This window comes from Bradyrhizobium sp. HKCCYLRH2047 (assembly GCF_051168175.1).
Taxonomy (GTDB): Bacteria; Pseudomonadota; Alphaproteobacteria; order Rhizobiales; family Xanthobacteraceae; genus Bradyrhizobium.
Map to the genome: position 1 here is coordinate 242619 of NZ_JBNPUM010000004.1, position 13821 is coordinate 256439.

The window sequence follows — 13821 nt, forward strand, 5'->3', positions numbered from 1 at the left end:
GATGAATGCATATGTGAAGCCCGCTGCCTCAACCGCATTGTCCCGGCGTTCGCTCCTGAAAGCCGGCGCAGGCCTGGTGCTCGCCACCTATGTCGCCCGCAACGGTGTGGCTTACGCGCAGGATGGCGCCGCGGCCAAGTCCGTCAACATCGCGCCGAACACGTTTCTGGTGATCGGCCAGGACGACACCGTCACCGTTCTCTGCAAGCACATCGAGTTCGGACAGGGCCCGTTCACCGGCATGGCCACCCTGGTGGCCGAGGAGCTCGATGCCGATTGGTCGCAGATGCGCGCCGATCACGCGCCCTCGAATCCGGTGCTCTACAAGAATCTCTTGTTCGGGGTGCAGGGCACTGGTGGCTCGAGCGCGATCGCCAATTCCTACGAGCAGATGCGCAAGGTCGGCGCCGCCGCGCGCGCGATGCTGGTGGCTGCGGCCGCCGACGAATGGAAGGTGCCGGCTGAGGAGATCACGGTCGATAAAGGCATCGTCCGACATTCCTCCGGCAAGCAGAGCGGTTTCGGCGCGTTGGCCGCCAAGGCGATGCAGCAGCCGGTGCCGTCGGACCCGCAGCTCAAGGATCCCTCCGCCTTCAAGCTGATCGGCAAGGAAGGCGCCGTGACCCGGCTCGACAGCGTGGCGAAGTCGAACGGCTCGGCCGAGTATACGCTCGACATCAAGGATCCGGGGACCTTGACCGTGCTGGTGGCGCGCTCGCCGCGCTTCGGCGGCAGGGTGGCCTCGTTCGACGCATCAGCAGCGAAGGCCGTGCCTGGCGTCGTCGACGTCAAGGAGGTGCCAAATGGTGTCGCCGTCTATGCCGAGGGCTTCTGGCCGGCCAAGACCGCGCGCGACCTGCTCGAGATCTCCTGGGACGACAGCAAGGCGGAGACGCGCGGGACGGCGCAACTGCTGGAGGAGTTTCGCGCGCGCGCAAAGAAGCAGGGCGCGCTGGTGAAGCAGGAGGGCGACGTTGACGCCGAGATCGCCAGGGGCGGCAGGCTGATCGAGACCGAGTTCGTCTTCCCGTATCTGGCCCATGCGCCGATGGAGCCGATCAACGCCTTCATCCACTGGAAAGGCGACACCGCCTCGGCGCGCTATGGCAGCCAGTTTCCGACGCCTGATCACGCCGTGATCGCGCAGGTGCTTGGGCTCGACATCGCCAAGGTCGATCTCAAGACGATTCTCGCTGGTGGCAGCTTCGGCCGGCGGGCGCAGCAGTCGACCCACGTCGCCACAGAGCTGGCGCAGGTCGCCAAGGCGATCGGGCCGGGACGTCCGGTCAAGCTGGTGTGGACCCGCGAGGATGATATGCGCGGCGGCTACTACCGACCGTTCAGCCTGCACCGGATGCGTGGTGTGGTCCGCGACGGCAAGATCGTGGCGTGGTCGGATACGATCGTCGGGCAGTCGATCATGAAGGGCTCGCCGTTCGAGGCGATGACCATGAAGAACGGCCTCGATTCGACGGCCTATGAGGGCTCCAACGAGATCCCTTACCAGGTGCCGAATTTCCGCTGCGACCTGCATCAGGTCGATGTCGGCGTGCCCGTGCTGTGGTGGCGCTCGGTCGGCCACACCCATACCGGCTACGCCGTCGAGGCGTTTGTCGATCAGTTGCTCGAAGCCGCCGGCCAGGATCCTGTGGAGGGACGACTGGCGATGATGGCCGACAAGCCGCGTCACGCCGGTGTGCTCAAGGCGGTCGCCGAGCTCGCGGACTGGAAGGGCGCCAAGCTCGAAGCGGGCCGTGCCCGCGGTGTGGCCGTGGTCGAGAGCTTCAACACCTACGTCGCCCAGGTGGTCGAGCTGTCGATGGGCGCCGACGGACCGGTCGTGCATAAGGTCTGGTGCGCTGTCGACTGTGGCGTCGCAGTCAATCCCGACATCATCCGCGCCCAGATGGAGGGCGGCATCGGCTTTGCGCTAGGCCACATCCTCTATGCGCAGCAGCCGCTCGACGAGGGACGACCGGTGTCGGGCAATTTCGACACCTACCGCTCGCTGCGCATCCACGAGATGCCGCAGATCGAGGTTGCGATCGTGCCGTCGACCGAGAAACCCTCGGGAGTCGGCGAGCCCGGCGTGCCACCGCTGGGACCTGCCGTCGCCAACGCCATGGCCAGGCTAGGTCTGCCGCGGCCGACCCAACTGCCGATCCGGCCGGGAGACACCGCATGAGCCTGTTCAGAACGGCGACGATGGCGCTGCTCGCTGGCAGCCTGGCTGCGGTTGCGATCGTAGCCCTGCCGGCACTGCGGCGCGCCGATGCGGCGCCCGAGGCGACGCGCGTCGCCGGCGTGCTCAAGCCGGTGGCGGACTTCGCCAGGATCAAGAGCAAGGACAAGCGCGCCGTGGCGCTGTTCGAAGAGGCCGGAAAGGTGCTGCAGTCGCCGCGATGCATGAACTGCCATCCGGCCGGCGACCGGCCGACCCAGACCGACAGGATGATTCCGCATCAGCCGCTGGTGGTCCGCGGCGAGGCCGGCATGGGTGCGCCCGGCGGGCTCGCCTGCACGACCTGCCACCACGAGGCCAATTTCGACGCGGCGCGCGTGCCGGGTAATCCCAAATGGCAGCTGGCTCCGATCGAGATGGCTTGGCAGGGCAAGTCGCTCGGCCAGATCTGCGCACAGATCAAGGATCCAAATCGCAACGGCGGCAAGACCATGGCGCAGCTGATTCACCATATGGCTGAGGATGAGCTGGTCGGCTGGGGCTGGAATCCGGGAGCAGGGCGGACCCCGGCCCCGGGAACCCAGAAGCAGTTCGGCGAGCTGATCAAGGCCTGGGCCGACGCCGGAGCGGCCTGTCCGAAGGGCTGAGGCGGGATTGCGCCCTGCGCGCGCAATGCCCGGTGGCCCTGATGAGCGCAGCGACATCCGGGTTCTCCGGCAGGGCACGTGAGACCCCGCACGTCGCTATCGCCGAACGCGCGTCCCGCGCGCCGGCTGTCGCTCATCCGGGCGACGGGGCTCCTACCCGGCTCCACGGCATGGCCCAACTGGTGCGATTTTTGCTCTTGGGGTCTTGGCAAGTCGCGATCGAGCGGTTAAAGAACCGGCTTCCAGGCGGGCCGGCTGTTGCTGGCGCGCCTGTGTGCGCATTCCGAAAGTTGAGAGGAGCCAGCATTCCTTTTGAGGATATCCGTTTGGATTTCTCGGAAGGAAGAAGGATCTTTCTGCTCTCGAAAATGCCGCAGGGGAGGTCGGTCCGCCGATCACCCCGATCCTGTCCGAGACTGCAGGCGCCGGCGTGGAATCCAATTTCCTCAATGGCTTAATCATCCAGCCTGCATAGACGGGTGAAGACCGGATTTCGGCATGTCCACTGCCTTCGTCGTGGTGGCATGCAGGTTTGGTTCGAACCTCGACACTCCGCGAGCCTCCCAGGGATCCCTGGGGCTTTCGGAAGGGCAGGCTATTCATCGCCGTTTTGCCTTGCGTGTCCTCGGGTTCTTCCGTCCGGAGGTCAGGTTTGGTGGGACGGCGGGTGCAACCCGGCGGTCCCGCTTTCGGGCGAAGGCCGCCAACCGGAGAGAGCTTGCTGTGGAACGAGCGGCAAAAAAAGAGGCGGTCGAGCAGCTGCACGAGGTCTTCAAGACCACGGGCGTTGCCGTCGTCGCTCACTATTCCGGCCTCACCGTGGCCCAGATGCAGAAGCTGCGCATGCAGATGAAGCAGGCTGGCGCGTCGGTGAAGGTCTCGAAGAACCGTCTCGCCAAAATTGCTCTTGAAGGCACGGACGTCGTCGGCATCGGTTCCCTGTTGAAGGGGCCGACCGTGATCGCAACTTCGAGCGATCCTGTCGCGGCGCCCAAGGTTGCCATCGAATTCGCCAAGGCGAACGAAAAGTTCGTCATCCTCGGCGGCTCGATGGGCTCAACCGTCCTGAATGTCGACAGCGTCAAGGCTCTGGCCTCGCTGCCGTCGCTGGACGAACTGCGCGGCAAGCTCGTCGGCCTGATCCAGGCTCCGGCGACCAAGCTCGCCCAGCTCGCCAATGCACCCGCGGCCAAGGTCGCGCGCGTCATTCAGGCTCATGCCTCAAAGGGCGAAGCGGCCTGACGCCCTTCGCAAACACTCACAACCTGGTTTCGAACCGAACCAAATCAAGGAACTACTTCAATGGCTGACCTGCAGAAGATCGTCGACGACCTCTCGGCCCTCACCGTTCTCGAGGCCGCTGAGCTCGCCAAGCTCCTGGAAGAGAAGTGGGGCGTGTCCGCCGCGGCCGCCGTGGCCGTCGCTGCTCCGGGTGCCGGTGGCGCCGCTGCCGCTCCGGCGGAAGAGAAGACCGAGTTCACCGTTGTCCTGGCTTCGGCCGGCGACAAGAAGATCGAGGTCATCAAGGAAGTCCGCGCCATCACCGGCCTGGGCCTGAAGGAAGCCAAGGACCTCGTCGAGGGCGCTCCGAAGCCGGTCAAGGAAGGCGTCAACAAGGACGAGGCCGAGAAGATCAAGGCTCAGCTCGAGAAGGCTGGCGCCAAGATCGAGCTCAAGTAATCGCTTCGATTACGCGAACGAAGTCCCCGGGCTGCCATGGGCAGGTCCGGGGCTTTCGAGAGATTATGATGGCCGGGTGGTAACATCGCCCGGTCATCATGTGGACAAGGAGTTTTGCAGGGGTATTGGGCGCGGCTCGGAATCACTGCAAAAGGCGTGCAACGGAACCGTCTGTTGTGGGCTGAACACGGAAAAGTGTGGAGATTTGGGGGCTTCGCTCTCGAATCTCGATTATTGTCAACCCATATTGGGTCGGCAGCACGAAAAGCCGGTTGATCGGTGGAGTGGCGTCTCCGTCCGTAAGCCGCTGGGAGATAGGCAATTTCGGGCTTTTGCAGTCCGTGACGAGATGGTTGTGACGAGCGGGTGCGTCCTCGCGCCTCGCGCGTCGTTTTGCGTTTTGCTGGTCTGAAGAACAGATCTGGGACGTTTCCGTTCCGGCTTTGAGCCTCAGATCCTCGAAATGGATCGAAATTCAACCCGAAGGGGCGGTGGCAGCCGCTGTTTCGGAAGGTTCGCCCCTCCGGGCGACGAAATGAGAGGCCACGATGGCGCAGCAGACATTCACCGGTCGCAAACGCGTTCGCAAGTTCTTTGGACACATCAAGGAAGTCGCGGAGATGCCGAACCTCATCGAGGTTCAGAAGGCGTCCTACGACCAGTTCCTGATGGTGGACGAGCCCACGGGCGGGCGGCCGGATGAGGGCCTGCAGGCGGTGTTCCGCTCGGTGTTCCCGATCTCCGACTTTTCCGGCACCTCGATGCTGGAGTTCGTCCGCTACGAGTTCGAGCCGCCGAAATATGACGTCGACGAGTGCCGTCAGCGTGGCATGACCTTCGCTGCGCCGCTCAAGGTGACCTTGCGCCTCATCGTGTTCGATATCGACGAGGAGACCGGCGCGAAGTCGGTCAAGGACATCAAGGAGCAGGACGTGTACATGGGCGACATCCCGCTCATGACCATGAACGGCACCTTCATCGTGAACGGCACCGAGCGCGTCATCGTCTCGCAGATGCACCGTTCGCCGGGCGTGTTCTTCGACCACGACAAGGGCAAGACCCATTCGTCGGGCAAGCTGCTGTTCGCCGCCCGCGTCATCCCGTATCGCGGCTCCTGGCTCGACATCGAGTTCGACGCCAAGGACATCGTGTTCGCGCGCATCGACCGTCGCCGCAAGCTGCCGGTGACGTCGCTGATGTTCGCGCTCGGCCTCGACGGCGAGACCATCCTGTCGACCTTCTACAAGAAGCTGATCTACAAGCGCATCAAGGAAGGCTGGCGCGTTCCGTTCGACGCCAACCGCTTCCGCGGCTATTCGACCGTCAACGACCTGATCGACGCCGACACCGGCAAGGTCGTGCTCGAAGCCGGCAAGAAGCTCACCGTCCGCGCCGCCCGCCAGCTCCAGGAGAAGGGGCTGAAGGCGCTGCGCATGTCGGACGAGGAGCTGCTCGGCAACTACATCGCCGAGGATCTCGTCAACCCGAAGACCGGCGAAATCTACGCCGAGGCGGGCGAGGAGATCACCGACAAGCTGTTCAAGGTGCTGAACGAGCAGGGCTACAAGGACCTGCCGCTGCTCGACATCGACCACGTCAATGTCGGGCCCTACATCCGCAACACGCTCTCGGCGGACAAGAACATGACGCGTGAGGACGCGCTGTTCGATATCTACCGCGTGATGCGTCCGGGTGAGCCGCCGACGCTCGATTCCGCGCAGGCGATGTTCCAGTCGCTGTTCTTCGATGCCGAGCGCTACGACCTCTCCGCGGTCGGCCGCGTCAAGATGAACATGCGCCTCGAGCTGGATGCGCCGGACACCCAGCGCACGCTGCGCAAGGAAGACATCCTGGCGGTCATCAAGACCCTGGTCGACCTGCGCGATGGCAAGGGCGAGATCGACGACATCGACCATCTCGGCAATCGCCGCGTCCGCTCGGTCGGCGAGCTGATGGAGAACCAGTACCGCATCGGTCTCTTGCGCATGGAGCGCGCCATCAAGGAGCGCATGTCGAGCGTCGACATCGACACCGTGATGCCGCAGGACCTGATCAACGCCAAGCCGGCCGCGGCCGCGGTGCGCGAGTTCTTCGGCTCGTCGCAGCTGTCGCAGTTCATGGACCAGACCAATCCGCTGTCGGAGATCACCCACAAGCGCCGCCTGTCGGCGCTTGGACCGGGCGGTCTGACCCGCGAGCGCGCCGGCTTCGAGGTGCGCGACGTGCATCCGACGCATTACGGCCGCATCTGCCCGATCGAGACGCCGGAAGGTCCGAACATCGGCCTGATCAACTCGCTGGCGACATTCGCCCGCGTCAACAAGTATGGCTTCGTCGAGACGCCGTACCGCAAGGTCAAGGACGGCCGCGTTACCGACGAGGTGGTGTATCTGTCCGCCATGGAGGAAGGGCGCTACCGCGTCGCGCAGGCCAACGTGCCGCTCGATGCCAAGGGCCGCTTCACCGAGGACCTCGTGGTCTGCCGTCATGCCGGCGAAGTCGTGCCGATGACGCCCGACAAGGTCGACTACATGGACGTGTCGCCGAAGCAGCTGGTTTCGGTGGCCGCGGCGCTGATCCCGTTCCTCGAGAACGACGACGCCAACCGCGCGCTGATGGGCTCGAACATGCAGCGCCAGGCGGTGCCGCTGGTTCGCGCCGAGGCGCCGTTCGTCGGCACCGGCATGGAAGGCGTGGTCGCCCGTGACTCGGGCGCCGCCATCGCGGCGCGCCGCTCGGGCGTGATCGACCAGATCGACGCCACCCGCGTCGTCATCCGCGCCACCGAGGATCTCGATCCGACCAAGTCGGGCGTCGATATCTATCGGCTGATGAAGTACCAGCGTTCGAACCAGTCGACCTGCATCAACCAGCGTCCGCTGGTGAAGGTCGGCGACATCGTCAAGAAGGGCGACATCATCGCCGACGGTCCGTCGACCGATCTCGGCGAGCTCGCGCTCGGCCGCAACGTGCTGGTCGCGTTCATGCCGTGGAACGGCTACAACTTCGAGGACTCCATCCTGCTCTCCGAGCGGATCGTGAAGGAGGACGTCTTCACCTCGATCCACATCGAGGAATTCGAGGTGATGGCCCGCGACACCAAGCTGGGTCCGGAGGAAATCACGCGCGACATTCCGAACGTGTCGGAGGAGGCGCTGAAGAACCTCGACGAAGCCGGCATCGTCTACATCGGCGCGGAAGTGCGCGCCGGCGACATCCTGGTCGGCAAGATCACGCCGAAGGGCGAGAGCCCGATGACGCCGGAAGAGAAGCTGCTGCGCGCCATCTTCGGCGAAAAGGCCTCGGACGTCCGCGACACGTCGCTGCGGGTGCCGCCGGGCGTGCAGGGCACGATCGTCGAAGTCCGCGTGTTCAACCGCCACGGCGTCGACAAGGACGAGCGTGCGCTGGCGATCGAGCGGGAAGAGATCGAGCGTCTGGCCAAGGACCGCGACGACGAGCAGGCGATCCTGGACCGCAACGTCTACAGCCGTCTCGCCGACATGCTGGATGGCCGCCAGGGCATTTCCGGTCCGAAGGGCTTCAAGAAGGACACCAAGATCACCCGCGCGGTGCTCGACGAGTATCCGAAGTCGCAGTGGTGGCTGTTCGCATCGCCGAACGACAAGCTGATGGCCGAGATCGAGGCCATGCGGAAGCAGTACGACGAGTCGAAGAAGGGGCTGGAACAGCGCTTCCTCGACAAGGTCGAGAAGCTGCAGCGTGGCGACGAGCTGCCGCCCGGCGTGATGAAGATGGTCAAGGTCTTCGTCGCCGTGAAGCGCAAGATCCAGCCGGGCGACAAGATGGCCGGCCGTCACGGCAACAAGGGCGTCGTGTCCAAGATCGTGCCGATCGAGGACATGCCGTTCCTCGAGGACGGCACCCATGCGGACATCGTGCTGAACCCGCTGGGCGTGCCCTCGCGCATGAACGTCGGGCAGATCCTCGAGACCCATCTGGGCTGGGCTTGCGCCGGCCTCGGCAAGCGTATCGCCCAGACGGTCGATGCCTACCTGTCGAAGCAGGACGTCAAGCCGCTGAAGGAGACCTTGAAGCGGATCTACGGCGACGACGAGACCATCAAGTCGCTCAACGACAACGAGTTGATCGAGCTTGGTCACAATCTGAGCCGCGGCGTGCCGATCGCCACGCCGGTGTTCGACGGCGCCAAGGAGGCCGACATCGAGGAGATGTTGAAGCTCGCCGGCCTCGACGCATCCGGTCAGTCGACGGTCTATGACGGCCGCACCGGCGATGCATTCGATCGCAAGGTGACGGTCGGCTACATCTACATGCTGAAGCTGCACCATCTGGTCGACGACAAGATCCATGCGCGTTCGATCGGCCCGTACTCGCTGGTCACCCAGCAGCCGCTGGGCGGCAAGGCCCAGTTCGGCGGCCAGCGTTTCGGCGAAATGGAGGTGTGGGCGCTCGAAGCCTACGGCGCGGCCTACACGCTGCAGGAGATGCTGACGGTGAAGTCGGACGACGTCGCCGGCCGCACCAAGGTCTACGAGGCGATCGTGCGCGGCGACGACACGTTCGAGGCCGGTATTCCGGAATCGTTCAACGTGCTGGTCAAGGAAATGCGCTCGCTCGGCCTCAACGTCGACCTGCACAACTCCAAGCTCGGACCGGCGCCGACGTCGGAAGCCGCCGAGTAGGTCAAGAGATCAGGCCCGGCCGTCTCGGACGGCCGGGTGCCGGCGCCTTCCCCCGCGGGTCAGGACAAGGCGCCCGTTGAGAGATTTTCGAATTTGCGGCCGACCCCCGATCGGCCCGCGAGGAGAATACGATGAACCAAGAAATTATGAATCTCTTCAATCCGACGACGCCGGCTCAGGTCTTCGACCAGATCCGGATCTCGATTGCGTCTCCGGAGAAGATTCTGTCCTGGTCCTACGGCGAGATCAAGAAGCCGGAAACGATCAACTACCGTACCTTCAAGCCCGAGCGCGACGGCCTGTTCTGCGCCCGCATCTTCGGGCCGATCAAGGACTACGAGTGCTTGTGCGGCAAGTACAAGCGGATGAAGTACAAGGGCATCATCTGCGAGAAGTGCTCGGTCGAGGTGACCTTGTCGCGTGTCCGGCGCGAGCGCATGGGCCATATCGAGCTCGCCGCTCCGGTCGCGCACATCTGGTTCCTGAAGTCGCTACCGTCGCGCATCGGCCTGCTGCTCGACATGACGCTGAAGGATCTCGAGCGGATCCTGTACTTCGAATACTACGTCGTCCTCGAGCCGGGTCTGACCGCGCTCAAGGACCGTCAGCTGCTGTCGGAAGACGAGTACCTCAAGGCGCAGGACGAATACGGCCAGGACAGCTTCACCGCCATGATCGGCGCCGAGGCCATCCGTGAGCTGCTGCGCGGCCTCGAGCTCGAGAAGCTCGAGCAGACGCTGCGTGCCGAGATGCAGGAGACCGACTCCGACATCAAGCACAAGAAGCTCGCCAAGCGCCTGAAGATCGTCGAGGCGTTCCGCCACTCCGGCAACAAGCCGGAATGGATGATCATGACCGTTGTTCCGGTGATCCCGCCGGATCTGCGGCCGCTGGTGCCGCTCGACGGCGGCCGCTTCGCGACCTCGGACCTCAACGACCTCTACCGTCGCGTCATCAACCGCAACAACCGCCTGAAGCGGCTGATGGAGCTGCGCGCGCCGGACATCATCATCCGCAACGAGAAGCGCATGCTTCAGGAGGCGGTGGATGCGCTGTTCGACAACGGCCGCCGCGGCCGCGTCATCACCGGCGCCAACAAGCGTCCGCTGAAGTCGCTCGCCGACATGCTGAAGGGCAAGCAGGGCCGCTTCCGTCAGAACCTGCTCGGCAAGCGCGTCGACTATTCCGGCCGCTCGGTCATCGTGGTCGGTCCCGAGCTGCGCCTGCATCAGTGCGGCCTGCCGAAGAAGATGGCGCTCGAGCTATTCAAGCCGTTCATCTACTCGCGGCTCGACGCCAAGGGCCTCTCGACGACCGTCAAGCAGGCCAAGAAGCTGGTCGAGAAGGAGCGCCCCGAGGTCTGGGACATCCTGGACGAGGTCATCCGCGAGCATCCGGTGCTGCTGAACCGCGCGCCGACGCTGCATCGCCTCGGCATCCAGGCGTTCGAGCCGGTGCTGATCGAGGGCAAGGCGATCCAGCTGCATCCGCTGGTCTGCTCGGCGTTCAACGCCGACTTCGACGGCGACCAGATGGCCGTGCACGTTCCGCTGTCGCTCGAAGCGCAGCTGGAAGCGCGCGTCCTGATGATGTCGACCAACAACATCCTGCATCCGGCCAATGGTCAGCCGATCATCGTGCCGTCGCAGGACATCGTGCTCGGTCTCTACTACGTCTCGATCATGCGCGAAGGCATGCCCGGCCAGGGCATGGCGTTCGGCAACATGGCCGAGCTCGAGCATGCGCTGCACGCCAAGGCCATCCATCTCCACAGCAAGATCAAGTACCGCTGGGAGGGGATGAACGAGGAAGGCAAGATCGCCAAGCGCTGGATCGAGACCACCGCGGGCCGCGTGATGCTCGGCAATCTCCTGCCGAAGCATCCGCGCGTGACGTTCGAGGTCATCAACAAGCTGATGACCAAGCGCGAGATCTCGGGCGTGATCGATCAGGTCTATCGTCACTGCGGCCAGAAGGAGACGGTGATCTTCTGCGACCGCATCATGGCGCTCGGTTTCTACAACGCCTTCAAGGCGGGCATCTCGTTCGGCAAGGACGACATGGTCGTGCCGGCGGGCAAGTGGAAGATCGTCGACACCACCCGTACGCTGGCGAAGGATTTCGAGCAGCAGTACAATGACGGTCTGATCACCCATGGCGAGAAGTACAACAAGGTCGTCGACGCCTGGTCGAAGGCCTCGGAAGAGATCGCCAAGGAGATGATGAAGGAGATCTCCGTCACCAAGAAGACGGCGACGGGGGCGGATGCCGACATCAACTCGATCTACATGATGTCGCATTCCGGTGCCCGCGGTTCGCCGGCCCAGATGCGTCAGCTCGCCGGCATGCGCGGCCTGATGGCCAAGCCGTCGGGTGAGATCATCGAGACGCCGATCATCTCGAACTTCAAGGAAGGTCTCTCGGTTCTCGAGTACTTCAACTCGACCCACGGCGCCCGCAAGGGCCTCGCGGACACCGCGTTGAAGACCGCGAACTCGGGCTACCTGACCCGCCGTCTGGTCGACGTGGCGCAGGACTGCATCATCACGCAGGACGATTGCGGCACCCATCTCGGCATCAAGATGCGCGCCATCGTCGATGCCGGCACGGTCGTGGCCTCGCTCGGCTCGCGCATCCTGGGCCGCGTGCCCTGCGACGACGTGCGCGATCCCGCGACCAACGCGGTGCTGGTCAAGGCCGGCACCTTGATGGAGGAAAGCCACATCGACGCCATCCAGCAGGCTGGCGTGCAGGAGGTGAAGATCCGCTCGGCGCTGACCTGCGAGCTGGTCAACGGCATCTGCAAGATGTGCTACGGCCGCGATCTGGCGCGCGGCACGCCGGTCAACCACGGTGAGGCCGTCGGCGTCATCGCCGCGCAGTCGATCGGTGAGCCCGGCACCCAGCTGACGATGCGCACTTTCCACATCGGTGGTGCGGCGCAGCTGAACGAGCAGTCCTTCGTGGAATCGAACTTCGAAGGCAAGGTGGTCATCAAGAACAAGGCGATCGCCCGCAACAGCGAGGGTCACCTGATCGCGATGGTCCGCAACATGGTCGTGACGATCGTCGACCCCGACGGCACCGAGCGTGCGACGCACCGCATCCAGTACGGCGCGCGCATGCATGTCGACGACGGCGACATGATCAAGCGCGGCCAGCGCATCGCCGAGTGGGATCCTTATACCCGTCCGATCCTCACGGAAGCCGAGGGTACGATCGGGTTCGAGGATCTGACCGAGGGTCTGTCGATCTCGGAAACGCTCGACGAATCCACCGGTATCGCCAAGCGCGTGGTCATCGACTGGCGTGGAACGCGCGGTGGCGCGGATCTGCGTCCGGCAATCGTGATCAAGGGCAAGGACGGCAAGGTGCTCAAGCTCGCCCGCGGCGGCGATGCCCGCTACATGCTGTCGGTCGACGCGATTCTGTCGGTCGACGTCGGTTCGACGGTGAAGCCGGGCGACATCCTGGCGCGTATCTCGACGGAAAGCGCCAAGACGCGCGACATCACCGGCGGTCTGCCGCGGGTGGCGGAGCTGTTCGAAGCGCGCAAGCCGAAGGATGCCGCGATCATCGCCGAGATCGCCGGCACCATCCGGTTCGGTCGCGACTACAAGAACAAGCGTCGCATCTCGATCGAGCCGGTCGACAAGACCGAGGAGCCGCGCGAGTACCTGATCCCGAAGGGCAAGCACATCCATCTGCAGGATGGCGACATCGTCGAGAAGGGCGACTTCATCGTCGAAGGCAACCCGGCGCCGCACGACATCCTGGCGATCAAGGGCATCGAGGAGCTCGCGGCCTATCTGGTCAACGAGATCCAGGAGGTCTACCGGCTGCAGGGCGTGCTCATCAACGACAAGCACATCGAGGTGATTGTCCGTCAGATGCTGCAGAAGGTGGAGATCACCGACCAGGGCGATACCGACATGATCTCGGGCGAACAGGTCGACAAGATCGAGTTCGACCTGCTCAACGCGAAGGCCGTGGAGGAGGCGAAGAAGCCGGCCACGGGAACTCCGGTTCTGCTCGGCATCACCAAGGCGAGCCTGCAGACCCGGTCGTTCTTCTCGGCGGCCTCGTTCCAGGAGACCACCCGCGTCCTCACCGAGGCGGCGGTCAATGGCAAGATCGATCCGCTCGAGGGTCTCAAGGAGAACGTCATCGTCGGCCGTCTGATCCCGGCCGGTACCGGCGCCTCGATGGCCCGCATCCGCGAAGTCGCTCTCAAGCGCGACAAGCTGATTCTCGACGAGCGCGAGAAGCAGGCGGCGATCGTGCCAGCGCAGCCCGAGCCTCAGCCGCTCGCGCTGCCGCCGGCAGAGTAACGGACGGTTGCGGCATGACCCTGACGGTGTCGGGGTCTGCCGTGCGTTCATCACGCGTAGAAAAGGCCGGCGTTTGCCGGCCTTTTTTTGACATTTTCTTCTCCTGTTGCCGCGCTGCTGCCCCGTTGTTCATCTTCCCTTCAGGGACAGAGGCGCTTTTGGAAGCATCAGATCCGCTGAGCTGATTTCCGTCGACTCCCGTGGCGATGCGCCGATTTGCTCCGGCGCAAACCTTCTGCGGGCCGGGTAGGCTATGGCCGATCGAGCCCCGAGGGTGGCAGGACCCCTGATATGGACGACCGGCAACGTCGCTG

At 64.3% G+C, this 13821-nt stretch carries 6 protein-coding genes; all 6 read left to right on the forward strand.

Going from position 1 to position 13821, the window contains the following annotated elements:
* The first annotated feature begins 1 nt into the window (after position 1).
* The 6 genes from ACQR1D_RS11460 (at position 2) to rpoC (ending at position 13507) form a co-directional block, all read left to right on the forward strand.
* The gene (locus ACQR1D_RS11460; protein WP_434894028.1) at positions 2-2185 is read left to right on the forward strand and encodes a molybdopterin cofactor-binding domain-containing protein; all 2184 of its coding nucleotides are present in this window, start codon (positions 2-4) and stop codon (positions 2183-2185) included.
* The gene (locus ACQR1D_RS11465) at positions 2182-2829 is read left to right on the forward strand and encodes an Isoquinoline 1-oxidoreductase subunit (RefSeq protein WP_434894029.1); all 648 of its coding nucleotides are present in this window, start codon (positions 2182-2184) and stop codon (positions 2827-2829) included. The genes ACQR1D_RS11460 and ACQR1D_RS11465 overlap by 4 nt, the downstream gene beginning before the upstream one ends.
* Positions 2830-3552: 723 nt before the next feature.
* Positions 3553-4071 carry a 50S ribosomal protein L10 gene (gene rplJ, locus ACQR1D_RS11470; RefSeq protein ID WP_434880768.1) on the forward strand — a complete coding sequence of 173 codons (519 nt, stop codon included), beginning with the start codon at positions 3553-3555 and terminating at the stop codon, positions 4069-4071.
* A gap of 60 nt (positions 4072-4131) precedes the next feature.
* Complete coding sequence (gene rplL / locus ACQR1D_RS11475) at positions 4132-4509, forward strand: 50S ribosomal protein L7/L12 (RefSeq protein ID WP_172108050.1); 378 nt, start codon at positions 4132-4134, stop codon at positions 4507-4509.
* A gap of 548 nt (positions 4510-5057) precedes the next feature.
* The gene (gene rpoB / locus ACQR1D_RS11480) at positions 5058-9176 is read left to right on the forward strand and encodes a DNA-directed RNA polymerase subunit beta (RefSeq protein WP_315800977.1); all 4119 of its coding nucleotides are present in this window, start codon (positions 5058-5060) and stop codon (positions 9174-9176) included.
* Positions 9177-9307: 131 nt separating this feature from the next.
* A complete protein-coding gene (rpoC, locus tag ACQR1D_RS11485) occupies positions 9308-13507 on the forward strand; it encodes a DNA-directed RNA polymerase subunit beta' (protein WP_315800976.1) in 4200 nt (1399 codons plus the stop codon).
* Positions 13508-13821 lie beyond the last annotated feature (314 nt).